The sequence below is a fragment of the Microbacterium sp. UBA3486 genome (assembly GCF_002377845.1).
Taxonomy (GTDB): Bacteria; Actinomycetota; Actinomycetes; order Actinomycetales; family Microbacteriaceae; genus Microbacterium; species Microbacterium maritypicum_A.
Window position 1 is genome coordinate 43,265 of record NZ_DFQP01000085.1, and the last position, 17,549, is coordinate 60,813.

Consider the following 17,549-nt stretch of genomic DNA (forward strand, 5'->3'; position numbering starts at 1 on the left):
CGGTACGAGCCTCCCGGCGTGCCGTTGCTCCCGCTCAGGTCGAGAAGAGGAAAGGCAGGCTGAATGCGCCGACGAACAGGAAGCTGATGATGGTGCCCACGAGCGTGATGGCACTGAGCGCGATCACCGCGTACCCGAGGATCAGGCCGGCGATGGCAAGTCCGCGCCCGCCGATCCCGGGGTCGCGCTTGATCTGTCCGAGCGCCATGTGACCGGTGATGACCGCCGCGATCGACGCGAGGACCGGGATGAGGGCCCAGAACAGGACGACCCCGGCGATTCCGCAGATCAGCGCTGCGACGGCGAGTCCACTCGTGGGACGCGGCGCGACGGCGGGGTAGGTCGGTGCAGCGTACGGGGCGTATGCCGCTTGTGCGGGCGGGAGTCCGCCGGGGGGTGCATAGGTGGGCGGGGCACCGGGATAGCTCTGCGTCGGCTGCGGCGGGGGCTGCATCGGGTACGCGGGAAGCGCAGCGGCGGACGCAGGGGCTGCGGGAATCCGGACCGGGGGCGGTGGCGGTGTGAACGGCGGCTCGGCACCGGGAGACGGGATGTGGTTTTCGCTCACGAGGAAGCCTTTCGTCTCGAACAGAGTCCCAGCAGCGTCCAGACCTGTCAAACGAGGCACGACGGTCGTCGCGGGCATCGTCGGTAGGATCGATGACGGCTCGGAACCCCGAGCCACCGGCCAGAGCAGGAGTGTCCCCATGAGCGCTGAGCGCGTCGTCCTCGTCACCGGCGGAAACCGCGGTATCGGCCGCGCGATCGCGGAGCGTTTCGTGCGGGACGGATACCGCGTCGCGGTCACCGCTCGCAGCGGCGAGGGGCCGGAGGGGACTCTCACGGTCCGGGCGGATGTCACGGATGCGGCCGCGCTCGATGCGGCGTTCACCGAGGTGGAGCAGCAGCTGGGCCCGGTGGAGATCGTCGTCGCGAATGCGGGCATCACCAAGGACACCCTGCTGATGCGCATGAGCGAGGACGACTTCGACAGTGTGGTCGCGACGAACCTCGGGGGCACGTTCCGTGTCGTCAAGCGTGCCTCGAAAGGGATGCTCCGCGCGCGCTTCGGCCGCATCATCCTGATCTCGAGCGTCGTCGGACTCTACGGCTCCGCAGGCCAGGCCAACTACTCGGCGTCGAAGAGCGCTCTGGTCGGCTTCGCCCGTTCGATCACCCGCGAGCTCGGCGCTCGGGGGATCACCGCCAATGTCGTCGCTCCCGGGTTCATCGAGACCGACATGACCGCGGAGCTCCCTGAGGAGACACAGAAGCAGTACAAGGCGAGCATCCCCGCCGCACGCTTCGCCACCCCCGATGAGGTCGCGGGCGTCGTGACGTGGCTCGCGGGCGACGACGCCGGGTACATCTCCGGTGCGGTCATCCCCGTCGATGGCGGCCTCGGGATGGGGCACTGACCCCGAGACCGGTGTTCAGCGCGCGATCGCCGCGTTGATCAGCGCACCGAGCCGTTCGGGCATTGAGAACTGCGGCCAGTGGCCGGAGCCGATGCGCACGACCTCGGCGTCATCGATCGACCGGTATTCGTCGGCGTACGCACCCCACTCGTCGATCATCTCGTCGAACGCCGCCTGATCGAGGCCAGCCATCAGCAGCGTCACCGGAACCCGATGGCGTGAGCGGTTCTCCAGGACGATGCCGTCGGTCGGCACCCTCGCGGGAACGCTGCGGGTGAGGGGAGCCGTGCGCGCTCGAGTCGCGTCGTCGAGGTCGCTCACATCCTCGTCCGGGAAGAAGTTCCAACCGGGGAAGGGCACGACCCCGTCCACGATCCCGAACTCGCTGATGCCGCTTCCGGGAGGGGGTGGCACGGTATCCACGAAGACGACCCGCTTCAGGCGCTCGGGACGGGCATCGGCGACTCCCCATGCCACGTTGCCCCCGCCGCTGTGACCCACCACCACGATCTGTCCCTGCAGGGCGTCCACGGCATGGGCGGCGGCGTCGATCCATTCGGCGATGCCGATCCCCGCGGAGATGGAGGCGGGCGCGCCGAGGCCGGGGAGGGTGAGGGGATGTGCGCGATGCCCAGCCTGTTCGAGGGCAGGGATCACCTCTTCCCAACTGGACGCATCGAGCCAGAGTCCCGGGACGAGGATGATGTCCATGAGCTGACGCTAGCGGTGGCGTCGGACTTTCACCACAGCGTTCCCCCTACGGCAGCAGGGCGATGACCTCCGCCAAGTCCTGCGGGCCGATGACGAGGCTCGCGGCCTCCCGAACGGCGGGCTTCGCGTTGAAGGCGAGACCGAGACCGGCGACCGCCATCATCGGCAGGTCGTTCGCACCGTCGCCGATCGCGATGGTCGCCCGGGGAGCGACCCCGAGTTCCGCCGCCCACTCCCGGAGCGACAATGCCTTCGCCGCGCCGTCGACGATGTCACCGTCGACCAGGCCGGACAGCACGCCTTCTGCGGCGTCGAGGCGGTTGGCTCGCCAGCGATCGACGCCGAGGGCCGGCGCGACGCTGTCGAGGATCTCGTGGAATCCTCCGGAGACGACGCCCACCACCCCGCCGCGGTCGTGGACGGCCGCAGTCAGCTCTCGCACGCCGGGCGTGGGCTCGATGCGCGCGCGGACGCGCTCGAAGGCCGACACCGGTACACCTTTCAGAGCCGAGACCCGCGAGCGCAGGCTCGTCGAGAAGTCGACCTCACCGCGCATCGCCGCTTCGGTGGCAGCCTGCACCTCGGCACGCCGTCCGGCTTCGTCGGCGAGCAACTCGATCACCTCGTTGCGGATGAGGGTGGAATCGGCATCGAGGACGACGAGGAAGCGCGCGCTGGTCACCCGTCGAGCCTAGCGATCGCTCGAGGGGTCGGTGTGCGGCGTGACGTGCTCAGCGGTCGATGAAGATGCCCTTGCCCACGACGGTGATGCCGGACTCCGTGACGGTGAAGCCGCGCGCCAGGTCGCGTTCACGGTCCACACCGACCGTCGCTCCATCAGCCAGCACCACGTTCTTGTCGAGGATCGCCCGGTGGATGCGTGCCCCCTGGCCGACGTGCACGTGGTCGAACACGACCGAGTCGGTGATGGTCGATCCTCCTCCGGCGAGTGTCCACGGACCGACGACGCTGCGTTCCAGGTGCGTTCCGGACAGCACCGAGCCGAGGGAGACGATCGAGTCGATCGCGTTGCCGATCCGTCCGACCGAGTCCCTGACGAACTTCGCCGGCGGGGAGTTGACGGCCTGCGAGTGGATCGGCCACTCCATGTTGTAGAGGTTGAAGACGGGAAGCGTCGAGATGAGGTCCCGGTGTGCGTCGAAGAACGAGTCGATCGTCCCCACGTCCCGCCAGTACGACCGGTCGCGTGGAGAAGAACCGGGGACCTCGTTCTGCTTCATGTCGTAGTAGCCGGCCTCGCCGCGCTCGACGAAGTAGGGGACGATGTCGCCCCCCATGTCGTGCCCGGACACGGGAGACTCCCCGTCGGCCTCGACGGCGGCGATCAGCGCGTCGGCGTCGAAGATGTAGTTGCCCATCGAGGCGAGGACCTCGTGGGGCGAATCCTCGAGGCCCGCGATGTCGGTCGGCTTCTCGAGGAACTGCTTGATCCGTCCGGACTCCGCGTCGGCGTCGATCACGCCGAACTGCGACGCGAGCGCGAGCGGCTGACGGATGCCGGCGACGGTCGCCTTGGCACCGGACTCGATGTGCGCCTCGAGCATCTGGCGGAAGTCCATCCGGTACACGTGGTCGGCGCCGATCACGACGACGATGTCGGGCTTCTCGTCGTTGATGAGGTTCATGCTCTGCAGGATCGCGTCGGCGGAGCCCGAGAACCACCGTTTGCCGAGGCGCTGCTGGGCCGGCACGGAGGTCACGTAGGAGTCGAGGAGCGCCGACATCCGCCAGGTCTGCGAGATGTGTCGGTCGAGGCTGTGCGACTTGTACTGCGTCAGCACCACGATCTGCCGCAACCCGGAGTTGATGAGGTTCGAGATCGCGAAGTCGATGAGTCTGTACTGTCCGCCGAAGGGCACTGCGGGTTTCGCTCTATCGGCCGTGAGAGGCATGAGGCGCTTGCCCTCGCCGCCGGCGAGGATGATCCCGAAGACCTTCTTTGGAGCGGACATGGCTCCACCATAGATGCCATCATCGTCGCTGTACTAGCGTTCAGACATGCGAGTTGAAATGATCACGAAGGAGTACCCGCCGGAGGTCTACGGCGGTGCCGGCGTGCACGTCGCCGAGCTCGTCGCGGCCCTCAGGGAGCACGTCGACGTCCGGGTCCGTGCGTTCGGCGCACCCCGTGACGAGGCGGGCACCTTCGCCTACCGCACGCCCTCCGAGCTCGCCGGGGCGAACGCCGCTCTGCAGACGCTCGGCACGGATCTGGAGATCGTGTCGGCCATCGCCGAGGCCGATCTGGTGCACAGCCACACCTGGTACGCGAACTTCGCCGGGCATCTCGCCTCGCAGCTGCACGGCATCCCCCACGTGCTCACGGCGCACAGCCTCGAACCCCTTCGACCATGGAAGGCGGAGCAGCTCGGCGGCGGCTACGCCGTCTCCAGTGGGATCGAGCGCCTGGCCTATGAGAACGCCGCAGCGGTGATCGCTGTGAGCGCGGGGATGCGTGCCGACATCCTGCGCAGTTACCCGCAGGTCGACCCGGCGAAGGTGCGGGTGATCCACAACGGGATCGACGTCGAACGCTGGCGTCCGGTACGCGACGACCAGTTCCTGCGATCGATCGGAATGGACCCTGCTCGACCGTCGGTCGTCTTCGTCGGTCGCATCACGCGGCAGAAGGGGCTGCCGTTTCTGCTGCAGGCCGCGCGTCTGCTGCCGCCAGAGGTGCAGCTGGTGCTCTGCGCCGGAGCGCCGGACACACCGGAGATCATGGCGGAGGTCCAAGAAGGTGTCCGACTGCTCCAGCAGGAGCGGGACGGGGTGATCTGGATCGAGCGGATGCTGCCGCGCGACGAGCTGTCGGCGGTCCTGACGGCCGCGACGACGTTCGTCTGCCCGTCCGTCTACGAGCCCCTCGGGATCGTGAACCTGGAGGCGATGGCGTGCGGGGCGGCGGTCGTCGGGACCGCGACCGGCGGGATCCCCGAGGTCGTCGCCGACGGTGTGACCGGGCGTCTCGTCCCGATCGAGCAGGTTCAGGACGGCACCGGCACGCCGGTGGACCCTGACCGCTACGTCGCGGATCTGGCCGCCGTGCTCACGGAGGTGGCGATGGATCAGGATCGGGCACGCGCGTACGGCGAGGCCGGACGGGAGCGGGCGCGCGAGGAGTTCAGCTGGGCGGCGATCGCCGAGACGACGCGCGCGCTCTACGCGGAGCTGACCGCCTGAGCCGATAGGCTGAAGGCATGCCGAGCGCTCTGGAATTCACCGACGTCGTCGTGCGCCGTGAGGGGCGCAACATCATCGATCACGTGACCTGGAAGGTCGACGACGATCAACGATGGGTGATCCTCGGCCCGAACGGCGCGGGAAAGACCACGCTCCTGCAGCTGGCCGACACTCTCATGCACCCGACGTCGGGAACGGTGACGGTGCTGGGGGAGACGCTCGGCCGCACCGACGTGTTCGAGGTGCGCCCGCGCATCGGCTTCGCCTCGTCGGCCATGGCCAAGCGTGTGCCCCGGGACGAGACGGTTCTCAACACCGTGCTCACGGCCGCGTACTCCGTGCTCGGCCGCTGGAACGAGAGCTACGAGGCCATCGACGAGCGCCGCGCGCTCCGCGTCCTCGGCGACTGGCGTCTCGACCATCTGGCCGACCGCACCTTCGGCACCCTCAGCGACGGCGAGCAGAAGAGGGTCCAGATCGCGCGTGCCGTCATGACAGACCCCGAGCTCCTGCTTCTCGACGAGCCCACGGCTTCGCTCGATCTCGGCTCTCGTGAAGAGCTCCTCGCGCTCCTCAGCGGGTACGCGTCCTCGCCGACCACCCCGGCCATGCTGATGGTGACGCACCACGTGGAGGAGATCCCCGTGGGATTCACCCACGTGATGCTGATCCGGGACGGTGCCGTGGTCGCGGCGGGCCCGATCGCGGAGACGCTCACGGCCGAGGCTCTCAGCGACACGTTCGGCATGCCGATCGTGCTCAGCGGCGAGGACGGCCGCTACGCCGCCCGCGCAGCATCCTGATCCGGGTCTGATAGAATCGACCCTTGGTGCTCTCTGCACCGCAGACTTCCCTCGTCCCTGGCACAATCCAGGGCAGCAACTAAGGAATCCCATGAAGACTGACATTCACCCCGAGTACAAGGCTGTCGTGTTCCGCGACCTCGGTTCGGGCGAGACGTTCCTCACCCGTTCGACCGTGTCGAGCGACAAGACCATCGAGCTGGACGGCGTGGAGTACCCCGTCATCGACGTCGAGATCTCCTCGGCCTCGCACCCGTTCTACACGGGTAAGCAGCGCATCATGGACTCGGCCGGCCGCGTCGAGAAGTTCAACCAGCGCTTCAAGGGCTTCGGCGGCTCGTCCAAGTAACGATCGCCAACGAAGAAGGCCCCATGCTCCTCCGAGCGTGGGGCCTTCTTCGTTCCCCGGGCGCTGCGTTCGCAGCCGTGCCCGAAGCCTCAGAGGTCGAGTCGGATCCGGCCGTCGTCGATCGTGTCCGGAGGATCGCCCGGCGATGGTGCCGGGGCCGTCCGCTGCGTCTGGCGGTCGCGTTCGATACCCGCCTCGTGCGCAGACGGAGACCAGACGGCGTCGAATGCGCCGCCGAGTCCCCCTCCACTGGTCTCGTACTTCTTCTCGATCGGCACCCTCGAGAAGCCGAAGGCGATCACGACGATCACCGCCGAGACCAGGAGCAGCAGCACTCCGACCGTGACGAGCACGCCCACTCCCTGTTCCATGTGCTCCAGAGTAGGCGTCGGGTGAGGCGAGAGCATCCTCCGTCAGGAGGAGATGTTCAGCGGATGCGGCGACCGTGCGTGAGGTCGATGAGATGTGACAGCACCGGTCCCGAACGCAGACCGTTGTGCTCGTGCTCACTCGTCTGCCAGAGCTGCACCCCCGGGATGAGCTTCGCCGTCTCGAGAGAGAACTCGTAAGGCACGTAGACGTCGTTGACGTAGACCGCGGCCGCACCGGTCGCCTCCGACCCGGCGATCGCGGACGCGTCGTAGATGCTCGGCCACTCGAACTCGGCGAGCTCGAGGGCGACCTCGCGCCATGGCCGGAATGCGGGCACCGTCTCGGTCCACTCGCGCCGGATGTGCTCACCCGTGAACAGCGTGGGGTCGTCGCGGAAGTCGGAGGGTTCAGTGCGCTCGGCCGACCACCGGGTCGCGTGCCCGTCGGCGTAGCTCGATTCGTGGAAGGCGAAGTACAGCGGGTTGCGGCCGTCGTAGGGCATCGCGTGCATCAGGTCGTATCGGAAGGCGTTTGAGGAGGGATCGCGCTCCAGAATCGACCACAGGGTCTGCCAGCCATCGTCGGTGCCGAGTGCCGATCCCACAGATCGGAGGCGTGAGCGGGAGACGACTTCTCCGTCGGGCAGGACGATGCCTCCGGCATCCGCCAGCTCGACGAGCCGTCGCATCACATCGCGGTGCTCTGGGAAACGGCGGTAGTAGCGTTCCGAGGCGTCGCGCATCTTGTCGTAGCAGAGCGCATACACGTCGTCAGGGTGCCGCCCCACGGCGCTGAGGCCTCCGGTGATGAAGACGTCCTCGAGGGAGGAGGCATCGGTGGAGAGGTACGCCAAGGTCGTGAAGCCGCCGAACGACTGTCCGAGCACGCTCCAGGTGGTGGCGCCCAGGTGCTCGCGCACGGCCTCGCAGTCGCGCACGATCGCGTCGGCGCGCAGATGCGTGAGGTGCTCGGCGACGGCGGCCGAGCCGCGCTCGAGGTCGCCGTCCCCCACAGGAGTGGACCGGCCGGTCCCTCTCTGGTCGAGAAGCACCAGGCGGTAGTGGGCGAGGGCTTCGTCGAGCCAGGCCGGCGATGTCGAGGAGTGGAAGGGGCGCGGAGCCTCATGCCCTGGCCCGCCCTGGAGGAAGACCAGGTAAGGGAGGGCGTCGCCGCCTTCGCGGGTGACCACGCGGGCGAAGATCTCGATGGTGCGGTGATCGGCCGGGTCGTCCCACACCAGAGGGACGGTGAGCGTGTGCTCTTCGACGGTGAGATCCTGCAGCGTGCGGACGATGGTGCTCATGTTCACATCACATTTCCGATATAGGAGTACTTGACGAAGACCTCCGAGGCGATGCCCGACTCCTCGAGCACGCCCTGCACCGCGGTCATCATGTAGTTGGAATCCCAGCCCATGTAGAGGAAATGACCCTCGTCGAGCTCATCCCACTGTCCCTTCCAGGCCATGTCCTGGTAGATCGGACCGCCGTGCGCGGCGCAGTAGGCCAGGGCGGCCTCTCTCGTGTCGGTCCAGGCGCGACGGAAGACCCGGTTGAACAGATACTTGACGTCGGGAACCTCCCAGCGTTCACCGCGATACTCGACGTAGTCGAACTCCCGCTCCCAGCCCGTCGGCCATCCGCGGCGACGGACCGCATCGAGGATCGGCGTCAGGCCGTCGTCATCGATCTCCGGCAGCGCGGGGCGGGCCCAGATGCGGATGAGGTCGGCTGTGAGCGCGATCGTGCGGCGGGTGATCGCCGCCGTGTTCCAGGAGCCGAGGTCGGTGAGATCGCGCGTGGCCGGCACGGAGCTGTGCGCGTAGGCTTCCGAGCGCTTGACGGGGAAGGAGGCACCGAAAACCCGCTCCGTCAGCGACTGCTCGAGCAGGGTCAGATTGCCGAGGGTCGGAGCGAGGGCGCGGTGGCTGTTCTGCTCGTCTTCGGAATAGTCGATCCACGATCGCTCCCCGTCGCCCGACCACGCATCTCCGGGTACGGTCGGGACGATGTGCTCGACGTCGAAGTCGTCGACGTCGTCGACACCTTCGAGCCGTCCCAGCACATACGCGGGGTGGGGGAGCTCGCTGTACTTCACGACCGCGCTGACGCGCTCGTCGGAGGGCGTGATGCGCGCGAACGCCCGGGCGAGCGCATCGCGACCGTCGCGGCGCGCTCGGCACAGTCTGGCGACGAGTCTCTCCGCGGGCAGGTTCACGAGGGCGCGGCGGAGGAAGAGGGCCTGCAACCACTCCAACGTCTCGATGAGCTCTGCACGGTCGATCACGCCGCGCAGATGATCGCTGTAGGCGCTCATTACGAGCGGGTAAGAGGAGCGGCCGAACGTGTTGACGTGGCGCAGTTGTCGCGCGATCTCCGGGTCCTGCTCCCGCGACGGATCCAGCAGGGTGCCGTAGATCTCGGCGTAGTGCCGCCACTCGGCCGCGTCCGCCTGCAGATGGTCGACGTCGACGCGCGGGAACGACTGCCGGAAGGCGCTGTACACGCCGTGCTCGCCGTTCGCGGCGACCTCGCGTCCGGTGACGAGTACGAGGTAATGCCGCCAGAAGGCACCGATCGCCTCGCCGGTGTGCCGTTCTATCGGAACCCAGAACCGGGCCTCGACGTCGACCTGTTCCGCGTGGCTCAGGCCCATCAGGATGTAGTTGTGGATGAGCTCGTGGTCGCGCAGCGGCTCGCCCGTCGAGTTCAGGCTCTCGAAGATCTGCTGCGCGTTCGCCTGTGCGCCGAGGGTGATCGACACGTGCTCGAGCTTCTGCAGCCCGCGCCAGATGGCCGGAACCTCGTCGACGTGGATCTGGCTGCGGAAGAAGGCGTAGTTGTCGTCGAAGCGCGACTCTCTGTCTGCGTCATCGCGTCGATCCAGGACCACGGACTCGTATAGGTCGGCCCAGGCATCGTGCGGGCGCAGCTTGGTGCGGTCCGGAGCGTCGGAGCGCACCAGCACTCGTTCGAGCGCTGCGGCCATGGCGCTGTCGGTATCGCGGATCGCATGATGCAGGGCGGCCACCAGCAGCATGAGAGTGGTGATGCGCTGTTGGCCGTCGATGAGGATCAGGTCGGAGTCGGCTGCGGAGCCGTCTTCGGCGGACAGGATCGAGCCGATGAAGTGACGGTGGGCATCGTCTTCGCCGGCGACCGCGCGGATGTCGGAGAGGAGACGTTCGCAGCCGCCGATGTCCCACCGGTACTGCCGCTGATACACGGGGACGACGATGGTCGTGCTCCCTGCCGCGAGCCATTCGATCGTGTTGACTGCTGTCGCCTCGACGTTGGTCGCGGTGCTCATGCTGGTGTCTCGTCCTCCCGTAGCGACGGGCGCCGAGGACTCGCCGGGCGCCCCCATCAGTCTATTCGGTTATGCACGGCCGACCTCCGAAGGGCTCACGGACCACGCTGTTAGGCTTGCCTTATCAGGGCCTGTTAAAACGTGCTGGCCCCCGATGAAAGGAACATGACTCGATCATGGGTTACATCAAGTCCGCTGCCCTCGAGGAAAAGGGATTCGTCGTCCTCGACAGCTACAACCAGGAGCTCGACCCCAAGGAATGGCTCGACATCGAGTACAACGACTGGAAGTCGTCGGGTGACACCCGCTTCGCCCCTCTCGCCAGTGCCTTCGGTGACATCGAGTGCAACGGCTTCTGGAACCACAAGCCGCCGCGCACCGACAAGGACGGCGTCTGGATCGACTCGCAGACCGAGAAGGCCCCGAACCTGACGCGCCGCGCGCAGGAGCCGGGTGCCAACGTCGGCCGCTGCCGCGTGATCGAGCTGCAGCCGACCCCGTACGGCGACTGCCTCTACAACCTGCACCAGGATGACAACAACCGTCTGAACCCCGACGGCACCGGCTGGGTGGTCCGCGGCTTCTTCAACCTGACGGACGACAAGGACAGCTACTTCGTCCTGCGCGAGAACCGCACCGACCCCAGCATCGAGTACCGCATCGCCCTTCCGGCCGGTGCGCAGCTCATCGTCGACACGCAGCGCCTCTGGCACGCGGCCACGCACAACGGCACCGAGCCGCGCTACTGCCTCATCACCTCGTGGACCTCGGGCCCGGAGCTCGACGCCTACATCGAGAAGTACCACGGCACCGACGATGTGCCCAACTATGAGGTCGACCAGGAGACGCTGGAGTTCGGCTATGCCGAGCAGGCGCGCAAGGACGCCGCTCGTGCGGCGTACTACGCCGCCAAGGGCCAGCAGGTCAAGCAGGCCATGAGCGAGGCCTGATCCTCGTCAGATCCACGACCGATTGCGGTCCGAAGGCCCCGGTCCCCGTGACCGGGGCCTTCGTCATGGAATGACATGCTTGTGATTTCTGTGGATCTCGGCGAGAATGGGCGCACAACCGCATATTCTCGCCACTTCGTGGTTCAGGTCGTTGGGGAAGACGCACCTGATGAAACGGAGAGATCATGGCGACGGCTTACGCACGCGGAGTGGTGTTCATCCACTCTGCGCCTCGCGCGCTCTGCCCGCACCTCGAATGGGCGGTGGGTCGCGCTATCGGGCGTGCGGTGAACTTCGACTGGGCCGAGCAGCCCGTCCTGGACGGCGCACGACGCGCGGAGTTCTACTGGGACGGCCCTGTCGGCACCGGAGCGGCTCTCGCGACGTCCATTCGCGGCTGGGAACACCTCCGTTTCGAGGTGACCGAGGACCCGACACCCCGCAGCGACGGCGGCCGTTGGCTGCATACGCCCGATCTCGGCATCCACTACGCCCAGACCGATGCCGCCGGCAACATCGTGATCGGTGAAGACCGCATCCGCTACGCGATGGAGATCGCCGCCGGGAGCGCGGTCGAGCTGCAGCGCGAGCTCGATATCGCCCTCGGCTCCGCCTGGGACGAGGAGCTCGAACCCTTCCGTCACGCGAGTGACGATGCCAGGGTCGTCTGGCTCCACAAGGTCGGCTGAGCCGACACCACAGACCGGAACGGGGGAGGCGTGAGTATCGGATGCCGGTGAGTCATCCCGGACGCTGAGAAGACGTATCCCCGCTCCCACGAAGACGCCGCCCCGGGAACGGGGCGGCGTCTTCGTCATCCGGATCAGATGACCGCGGAGTGTTGGAGTTCCGCAGTGCGCGATGCGCTTCCCTCGCGCACGTCTCCCCAGGCGAGGGTCAATCGCCGCATCGCCTCCGCCATCCGCTCGGGTGGGAGCGTGATCGGGATGCGCACCCGGCGCTCGAGCACGCCGCCCGTCGTGAAGCGGGGGCCGGGCGGAAGAACGAGGCGCCGTTCGCGCGCAGCGAGGGAGAGCGAGGTGGACAGTGGCGCGCCGATGTCGACCCACGCGGAGAGGCCTCCGGGCGTCGGCGGCATCCGGAACCCGGGGATACCGGCCACACCCGCCTCGACCGCCCCACGACCCGCGCGCAGGCGCCGGCGGACGTGCGCGCTGAGCGCCGGCATGTCGGAGAGCAGCTCGACGGCGATGCACTGCTCGAGCAGCGCCGTACCGAGTTCGAACGAGGGGCGCACCGCGAGCAGCCGCGCGATGACGGAACGCTCCGCGCGGACCCAGCCGATGCGCATCCCGCCCCATGCGATCTTCGACATCGATCCGACGGTGATCACGTTGGGGCCGCCCGCGGCCATGGGAATCGGTGCCCAGCCCCGGTCGATGTCGAGCTCGGTCGTCGTCTCGTCGACGATGAGGTGAGTGCCCACGTTGCGCGCGGTGGTCACGATGCGCGGCCGCTCGTCGTCGGGGAGGGTCGCGCCGGTCGGATTGTGGAAGTCGGGGATGAGATACGCGACATGAGGCCGGGAGCTCATCAGCGTCTCGTTCAGATGCCGCGTGTCCCACCCGTCGGCGTCCACCGGCGTGGGGAGAAGCCGGTACCCGTGGCGGTTCAGCGCCTCGAGAGCGTGAGGGAACGTCGGCTGCTCGACCAGGGCTCGCTCACCGCGCCGCCCGATCGCCGTGAGGATCAGGTTCACCGCGTTGAGAGCACCGGAGGTGATGATGATCTCGTCGGCCGACGTCGGTGCGCCGCGATCACGGAACCGCTGCGCGACGGCTTTGCGCAGCTCGGGAAGTCCGCGCAGCGAGTATCCGCTGGTGCCGCGCAGCGCCGCGAGGCGGGGCAGCGAGCGCACCGTCGCGTCGTACAGGCCCGGGGTCGAGTCCATCGACGCGATCGACAGGTCGATGGAGTCGTCGTCGGCCTCCGCGCCCGGAGCGGTGTGGCCGTTGGGGAGCGTGACACGCGTGCTTCCGCCGTGCAGACGTGAGACGTAGCCGTCGGTCTCCAGTACACCGTAGGCGCGGGTGACCGTCGAACGGGAACGGCGCAGCTCGACTGCGAGTGCACGCTCACTCGGCAGACGCTCGCCGACGGTGAGTCGGCCGTCGAGGATCAGCGCCCTGATCCGGTCCGCGAGCCCCGACGCCGTGGCGCCGGCGACGTTGTGCGCTCCGAGCTGTTCGACGAGTCGTGATGCCATACGTCCAGCATGTCGCAAAGTGGCCTGATCTCTGCAGACCACTTTGCGGCGAGTGGCTTCGCCTCGAAAGGCGGATCGGGGGCCAGAGTGGAGGCATGCTCCTGCGTTCTGTGCTCCTCCCCGTGACGGCGACCAGTCGGCGCGACCTCGTCGAGAGGCTCGTGCAGCTGCTCGCCGGTCTGTTCCTCTACGGCGTCGCGCTCGGGTTCATGGTGCGGGGAGGCATCGGCGTCGCTCCCTGGGACGTGCTGGCTCTCGGTCTCGCCGCGCAGACCGGCCTCGGCTACGGCGTCATGACCGTACTGGTCTCGATCGTCGTCCTTCTGCTGTGGATTCCGTTGCGCCAACGCGTGGGGCTGGGCACCGTGTTGAATGCCCTGCTCGTCGGTCCGAGTGCGGATCTCGCGCTCGCCCTGATCCCGCAACCGTCTTCGGTGTGGATCGGCGCTCCGATGTTCGTCTTCGGGCTGCTTCTGCTGTCCTTCGCGACCGGCCTCTACATCGCCGCCGACTTCGGCCCCGGCCCTCGTGACGGCCTGATGACGGGGCTCGTCCGTCGAACCGGATGGGCGGTGTGGCTGGTGCGCACACTGATCGAAGGGAGCGTGCTGCTCGTGGGCTTCCTGCTGGGCGGCCCCGTCGGCGTCGGCACCGTGCTCTTCGCCTTCGGTGTCGGCCCGCTGATCGGCTGGTTCCTCCCGCGCATCACCCGGATGCGCGGGGCCCGATCGCAGAAGCTCGGGAGCCTCCGCACCGCCTGACGGAACACCCGCGCACCTGCATGACTTGTGCACGCTTGCGTGATCGAGTACCGGCGGATGCTCATGCTTCCGTGTGATCCTCACGCAGATGAGAAGAGCGGCCCTCGGAATCCCGAGGGCCGCTCATCGTTGTGGCGTGTCAGTCGGCGCTGGCGACCACGAGGACCGCGTTGTGACCGCCGAATCCGAACGAGTTGCTGATCGCGACCTGCGGACCGTCTCCGAGGGGCGTGGCTTCGCCGGAGAGGCGGAACGGGACGGCCGGGTCGGGCTCCGTCATGTTGATCGTCGGCGGGGCGACACGGTCGCGCAGCGCGAGGAGGGAGAAGATCGCCTCGAGCGCACCGGTGCCACCGAGAAGGTGCCCGGTCGATGCCTTCGTCGCCGAGACGGGGATCTCGTCGATCCGGTCTCCGAAGACCTTCTTGAGTGCCACGTACTCGTTGGGGTCGCCGACCGGCGTCGATGTCGCGTGCGCGTTGATGTGCGTGACCTGGTCGGCCGTGACCCCGGCCTCCTCGAGCGCCTGCGTGACGGCACGGGCCGCGCCGTTGCCCTCAGGGTCGTTGCCGGTGATGTGATAGGCGTCTGCGGTGACGCCACCACCCAGCACATAGCCGTAGATCTTGGCGCCGCGGGCCTTGGCGTGCTCCTCGGTTTCGAGGATCAGCGCGGCTGCGCCCTCGCCCATGACGAAGCCGTCACGGTCGATCGCGCCGGGACGCGAGGCATGGGCGGGGTCGTCGTTCCGGCGCGAGAGGGCCTGCGCGGAGGCGAAGGAGGCCATCGTGATCGGATGGATCGCGGATTCCGTGCCGCCGGCGATCACGACGTCCGCGAGCCCGTCCTGCAGGTGATGGAAAGCGTGGATGATCGATTCGGTGCTGGAGGCGCACGCGCTGACCACGGTCTGCGCGTAAGCGCGGGCGTGGAACTGCAGCGACAGGTTTCCGGCAGCGGCATTCGGCATGAGCATCGGGACGGTGAGAGGCATGACCCGACGCGGGCCCTTCTCACGGAGGGTGTCCCAGGCGTCCAGAAGCGTCCAGAGGCCGCCGATGCCGGTGGCGAAGTCGACGCCGAGGCGCTCGGGGGCGACCTCGGGAGACCCGGCGTCCTCCCAGGCCTCGCGTGCGGCGATCAGCGCGAACTGCGACGAGGGGTCGAGGCGCTTGGCCTCGTGGCGGGGGAGCACCTCTTCAGGGCGGACAATCGCCTCGGCGGCGAAGGTGACGGGCAGCTCGTACTGCTGTACCCAGTCGTGTTCGAGCGTGCGGGTGCCGGACATGCCGGCCAGCAGGTTCGTCCAGTTCTCCGGGGCCGTGCCGCCGATGGCGGAAGTGGCGCCGATGCCGGTGACGACGATGCGCTTGGTCATGAGGTGTGGTTCCTTGTCGAAACGAAGTCGAACGGGTGAGAGGGCAGGCGGAGGATGCCACTCCCCGCGAGGCGCGGGAGTGGCATCCTGCCGGGATTACTCCTGGCCCGCGACGATGAAGCTGACGGCGTCGCCGACGGTCTTCAGGTTCTTGACCTCGTCGTCGGGGATGGTGACGCCGAACTTCTCCTCGGCGTTGACGACGATCGTCATCATCGAGATGGAGTCGATGTCGAGGTCGTCCGTGAACGACTTCTCGAGGGCGACCTCGGAAGCGTTGATGCCGGTCTCGTCGGTGATGAGCTCTGCGAGGCCGGCGAGGACCTCATCGTTGGTGAAAGCCATGTGGTCTTCCTCTTTCTTGCGGGTTGTTTTCGGAACCGTGGAACAGTCTAGGGAAGGTCAGCGCATTCTCAGGGAAGGACGACGACCTGTGCGGCGAACACGAGACCGGCACCGAAGCCGATCTGCAGGGCGAGACCGCCCGACAGCTCGGGGTGTTCGGCCATCAGGCGGTGGCTGGCCAGCGGGATGGAGGCCGCGGAGGTGTTGCCCGTCGTCTCGATGTCGCGCGCGATAACCGTGGTGTCGGGCAGCTTCAGCTGCTTGGCGAACTCGTCGATGATGCGCATGTTGGCCTGGTGCGGGATGAACGCGGCGATGTCGGAGGGCTCGACGCCCGCTTTGTCCAGCGCTTCGCGTGCGACCTTGGCCATCTCCCAGACTGCCCAGCGGAAGACCGTCGGGCCCTCCTGGCGAAGCGTCGGCCACGGCACCACGCCGTCGCGGAAGTCGGTGAGAGTGCCGTTCATGCCTACCGCGTCGGCCTTCGAGCCGTCGGAGCCCCAGACCGCGGGAGCGATGCCCGGCGTGTCACTCGGGCCGATGAGCGCAGCGCCCGCACCGTCGCCGAGGAGGAAGGAGATGCTGCGGTCGGTCGGATCGACGACGTCGGACAGCTTCTCGGTGCCGATCACCAGTGCGTAGCGCGCAGCGCCGGCCTTGATCAGCGCATCGGCCTGAGCGATCGCATAGGCGTAGCCGGCGCAGGCAGCGTTGATGTCGTAGGCCGCCGCAGGGTTCGCCCCCACACGGTCGGCCACGATCGCCGAGACGGACGGGGTCTGCTTGGGGTTGCTGATGGTCGCGACGATCACCAGGTCGACCTGGTCCGCCGGGACACCCGACTTCTCGATGGCCTCGGCCGCTGCGGTGGTCGCGAGGTCGATCGCGTCCGTCCCCTTGTCGGCTCGCGCGCGGGTGATGATGCCCGTGCGCTGGCGGATCCACTCGTCGCTGGAGTCGATCGGACCCACCAGGTCTTCGTTCGGCACGGCGTTCTCGCCGCGAGCTGCGCCGTAGGAGTAGATGCGCGTGTATGCCGGGCCGGTCACCTGGGCGAGGGTGGCACTCATGCGGCTTCTCCATTCAGCAGCGCGACGGCTGCATCGAGGTCTTCGGGAGTCTTCACGGCGACGGCCGGGATACCGCGGAGGCCGCGCTTGGCGAGGCCGACCAGGGCGCCGGCGGGGGCGAGCTCGATGACCCCGGTCACGCCGGCGTCTGCGAAGGACTGCATGCAGAGGTCCCAGCGCACCGGCGACGAGACCTGGTCGACGAGGAAGCTCAGCGCCTGGGTCCCGTCCGCGACGACGGAGCCGTCACGGTTGGTCCAGAGAGTGATGTCGGGGTTCGCGGGGGTGACGTCGGCCACCGCATCGCGGAGAGCGGCGACGGCGGAAGCCATGTAGCGCGTGTGGAAGGCTCCGGCAACCTGCAGCGGGACCACGCGGGTGCCCTTGAGGGGTTCCTCCGCGAGAGCGGCGAGAGCCGGGAGGGCGCCGGCGACGACGATCTGTCCGCCGCCGTTGTAGTTGGCGGGGGAGAGGTCGAGCTCGGCGAGGCGCGCCAGAAGGGCGTCTTCGTCGCCGCCGAGCACGGCGCTCATCCCGGTCTGCTCCTGCGCTGCAGCGTCGGCCATCGCACGGCCGCGGATGCCCACCAGGCGCATGCCGGTGTCGGCGTCGATCACATCGCTGCCGACGAGCGCCGCGATCTCTCCGACCG

General features: G+C 68.0%; 19 protein-coding genes. 7 read left to right on the forward strand and 12 right to left on the reverse strand.

Annotated features, from left to right (window positions below; all coding sequences use genetic code 11):
- Positions 1-34: 34 nt before the first annotated feature.
- The gene (locus tag B2869_RS13120) at positions 35-568 is read right to left on the reverse strand and encodes a DUF4190 domain-containing protein (RefSeq protein ID WP_292767358.1); all 534 of its coding nucleotides are present in this window, start codon (positions 566-568) and stop codon (positions 35-37) included.
- Positions 569-707: 139 nt separating this feature from the next.
- Here B2869_RS13120 and B2869_RS13125 point away from each other — a divergent pair, with 139 nt between their 5' ends.
- The gene (locus B2869_RS13125) at positions 708-1,418 is read left to right on the forward strand and encodes a beta-ketoacyl-ACP reductase (RefSeq protein WP_017830420.1); all 711 of its coding nucleotides are present in this window, start codon (positions 708-710) and stop codon (positions 1,416-1,418) included.
- Positions 1,419-1,433: 15 nt separating this feature from the next.
- Here B2869_RS13125 and B2869_RS13130 read toward each other — a convergent pair whose 3' ends face one another.
- Genes B2869_RS13130 through glgC form a run of 3 tightly spaced genes read right to left on the reverse strand, consistent with a single transcriptional unit; the run spans position 1,434 to position 4,102 of the window.
- Positions 1,434-2,129 carry an alpha/beta fold hydrolase gene (locus B2869_RS13130; RefSeq protein WP_292767361.1) on the reverse strand — a complete coding sequence of 232 codons (696 nt, stop codon included), beginning with the start codon at positions 2,127-2,129 and terminating at the stop codon, positions 1,434-1,436.
- Positions 2,130-2,175: 46 nt separating this feature from the next.
- On the reverse strand, positions 2,176-2,811 hold the full coding sequence (gene serB / locus B2869_RS13135) for a phosphoserine phosphatase SerB (RefSeq protein WP_136024279.1): 636 nt from the start codon (positions 2,809-2,811) through the stop codon (positions 2,176-2,178).
- 49 nt (positions 2,812-2,860) lie between these two features.
- Positions 2,861-4,102, reverse strand: coding sequence for a glucose-1-phosphate adenylyltransferase (glgC, locus tag B2869_RS13140; RefSeq protein ID WP_021200737.1), 1,242 nt, complete (start codon positions 4,100-4,102; stop codon positions 2,861-2,863).
- Positions 4,103-4,148: 46 nt separating this feature from the next.
- Here glgC and glgA point away from each other — a divergent pair, with 46 nt between their 5' ends.
- From glgA to B2869_RS13155, 3 genes are all read left to right on the forward strand, one after another.
- A complete protein-coding gene (gene glgA, locus B2869_RS13145) occupies positions 4,149-5,333 on the forward strand; it encodes a glycogen synthase (protein ID WP_292767368.1) in 1,185 nt (394 codons plus the stop codon).
- A 17-nt stretch (positions 5,334-5,350) separates the two neighbouring features.
- Positions 5,351-6,136, forward strand: a complete 786-nt coding sequence (locus B2869_RS13150; RefSeq protein ID WP_021200735.1) for an ABC transporter ATP-binding protein — start codon at positions 5,351-5,353, stop codon at positions 6,134-6,136.
- Between the two features lie 91 nt (positions 6,137-6,227).
- Positions 6,228-6,485: a type B 50S ribosomal protein L31 gene (locus tag B2869_RS13155; RefSeq protein WP_021200734.1), complete on the forward strand. Its 258-nt coding sequence runs from the start codon at positions 6,228-6,230 to the stop codon at positions 6,483-6,485.
- Between the two features lie 89 nt (positions 6,486-6,574).
- On the opposite strand, the gene B2869_RS13160 is transcribed toward B2869_RS13155, so the two are convergent.
- The 3 genes from B2869_RS13160 to B2869_RS13170 are packed head-to-tail and all read right to left on the reverse strand — an operon-like array spanning position 6,575 to position 10,166.
- Positions 6,575-6,856, reverse strand: a complete 282-nt coding sequence (locus B2869_RS13160; protein ID WP_021200733.1) for a hypothetical protein — start codon at positions 6,854-6,856, stop codon at positions 6,575-6,577.
- Positions 6,857-6,912: 56 nt separating this feature from the next.
- Positions 6,913-8,160: an alpha/beta fold hydrolase gene (locus B2869_RS13165; protein WP_373695376.1), complete on the reverse strand. Its 1,248-nt coding sequence runs from the start codon at positions 8,158-8,160 to the stop codon at positions 6,913-6,915.
- Positions 8,161-8,162: 2 nt separating this feature from the next.
- Positions 8,163-10,166 carry a DUF262 domain-containing protein gene (locus tag B2869_RS13170; RefSeq protein WP_292767377.1) on the reverse strand — a complete coding sequence of 668 codons (2,004 nt, stop codon included), beginning with the start codon at positions 10,164-10,166 and terminating at the stop codon, positions 8,163-8,165.
- 176 nt (positions 10,167-10,342) lie between these two features.
- Between B2869_RS13170 and B2869_RS13175 the strand changes: the two genes are divergently transcribed.
- Both B2869_RS13175 and B2869_RS13180 read left to right on the forward strand, forming a co-directional pair.
- Entirely contained in the window at positions 10,343-11,116 is a 774-nt protein-coding gene (locus tag B2869_RS13175; protein ID WP_021200730.1) for a hypothetical protein, read from the forward strand.
- Between the two features lie 185 nt (positions 11,117-11,301).
- Positions 11,302-11,805: a DUF3145 domain-containing protein gene (locus tag B2869_RS13180; RefSeq protein ID WP_292767380.1), complete on the forward strand. Its 504-nt coding sequence runs from the start codon at positions 11,302-11,304 to the stop codon at positions 11,803-11,805.
- A gap of 134 nt (positions 11,806-11,939) precedes the next feature.
- On the opposite strand, the gene B2869_RS13185 is transcribed toward B2869_RS13180, so the two are convergent.
- On the reverse strand, positions 11,940-13,343 hold the full coding sequence (locus B2869_RS13185; protein ID WP_292767383.1) for a PLP-dependent aminotransferase family protein: 1,404 nt from the start codon (positions 13,341-13,343) through the stop codon (positions 11,940-11,942).
- A 95-nt stretch (positions 13,344-13,438) separates the two neighbouring features.
- On the opposite strand from B2869_RS13185, the gene B2869_RS13190 reads away from it, so the two are divergent.
- Entirely contained in the window at positions 13,439-14,104 is a 666-nt protein-coding gene (locus B2869_RS13190; protein WP_292767386.1) for a YczE/YyaS/YitT family protein, read from the forward strand.
- A 139-nt stretch (positions 14,105-14,243) separates the two neighbouring features.
- Here the strand turns inward: B2869_RS13190 and B2869_RS13195 are convergent, their stop codons facing one another.
- From B2869_RS13195 to B2869_RS13210, 4 genes are all read right to left on the reverse strand, one after another.
- A complete protein-coding gene (locus tag B2869_RS13195; RefSeq protein ID WP_021200727.1) occupies positions 14,244-15,482 on the reverse strand; it encodes a beta-ketoacyl-[acyl-carrier-protein] synthase family protein in 1,239 nt (412 codons plus the stop codon).
- 96 nt (positions 15,483-15,578) lie between these two features.
- Positions 15,579-15,827 carry an acyl carrier protein gene (locus B2869_RS13200; protein WP_017830435.1) on the reverse strand — a complete coding sequence of 83 codons (249 nt, stop codon included), beginning with the start codon at positions 15,825-15,827 and terminating at the stop codon, positions 15,579-15,581.
- Positions 15,828-15,895: 68 nt separating this feature from the next.
- Positions 15,896-16,897, reverse strand: coding sequence for a beta-ketoacyl-ACP synthase III (locus B2869_RS13205; protein WP_136024273.1), 1,002 nt, complete (start codon positions 16,895-16,897; stop codon positions 15,896-15,898).
- Positions 16,894-17,549: ACP S-malonyltransferase (locus B2869_RS13210; protein WP_292767397.1), on the reverse strand; the 656-nt coding region annotated here is incomplete at its 5' end. The genes B2869_RS13205 and B2869_RS13210, both read right to left, overlap by 4 nt.

What these genes read in the sequence shown, in the direction of transcription:
- B2869_RS13125 (WP_017830420.1), top strand. Translation starts at nt 708, where the DNA reads ATGAGCGCTGAGCGCGTCGTCCTCGTCACCGGCGGAAACCGCGGTATC.
- B2869_RS13130 (WP_292767361.1), bottom strand. Translation starts at nt 2,129, where the DNA reads ATGGACATCATCCTCGTCCCGGGACTCTGGCTCGATGCGTCCAGTTGG.
- glgC (WP_021200737.1), bottom strand. Translation starts at nt 4,102, where the DNA reads ATGTCCGCTCCAAAGAAGGTCTTCGGGATCATCCTCGCCGGCGGCGAG.
- glgA (WP_292767368.1), top strand. Translation starts at nt 4,149, where the DNA reads ATGCGAGTTGAAATGATCACGAAGGAGTACCCGCCGGAGGTCTACGGC.
- B2869_RS13150 (WP_021200735.1), top strand. Translation starts at nt 5,351, where the DNA reads ATGCCGAGCGCTCTGGAATTCACCGACGTCGTCGTGCGCCGTGAGGGG.
- B2869_RS13155 (WP_021200734.1), top strand. Translation starts at nt 6,228, where the DNA reads ATGAAGACTGACATTCACCCCGAGTACAAGGCTGTCGTGTTCCGCGAC.
- B2869_RS13160 (WP_021200733.1), bottom strand. Translation starts at nt 6,856, where the DNA reads ATGGAACAGGGAGTGGGCGTGCTCGTCACGGTCGGAGTGCTGCTGCTC.
- B2869_RS13165 (WP_373695376.1), bottom strand. Translation starts at nt 8,160, where the DNA reads ATGAGCACCATCGTCCGCACGCTGCAGGATCTCACCGTCGAAGAGCAC.
- B2869_RS13170 (WP_292767377.1), bottom strand. Translation starts at nt 10,166, where the DNA reads ATGAGCACCGCGACCAACGTCGAGGCGACAGCAGTCAACACGATCGAA.
- B2869_RS13175 (WP_021200730.1), top strand. Translation starts at nt 10,343, where the DNA reads ATGGGTTACATCAAGTCCGCTGCCCTCGAGGAAAAGGGATTCGTCGTC.
- B2869_RS13180 (WP_292767380.1), top strand. Translation starts at nt 11,302, where the DNA reads ATGGCGACGGCTTACGCACGCGGAGTGGTGTTCATCCACTCTGCGCCT.
- B2869_RS13185 (WP_292767383.1), bottom strand. Translation starts at nt 13,343, where the DNA reads ATGGCATCACGACTCGTCGAACAGCTCGGAGCGCACAACGTCGCCGGC.
- B2869_RS13190 (WP_292767386.1), top strand. Translation starts at nt 13,439, where the DNA reads ATGCTCCTGCGTTCTGTGCTCCTCCCCGTGACGGCGACCAGTCGGCGC.
- B2869_RS13195 (WP_021200727.1), bottom strand. Translation starts at nt 15,482, where the DNA reads ATGACCAAGCGCATCGTCGTCACCGGCATCGGCGCCACTTCCGCCATC.
- B2869_RS13200 (WP_017830435.1), bottom strand. Translation starts at nt 15,827, where the DNA reads ATGGCTTTCACCAACGATGAGGTCCTCGCCGGCCTCGCAGAGCTCATC.
- B2869_RS13205 (WP_136024273.1), bottom strand. Translation starts at nt 16,897, where the DNA reads ATGAGTGCCACCCTCGCCCAGGTGACCGGCCCGGCATACACGCGCATC.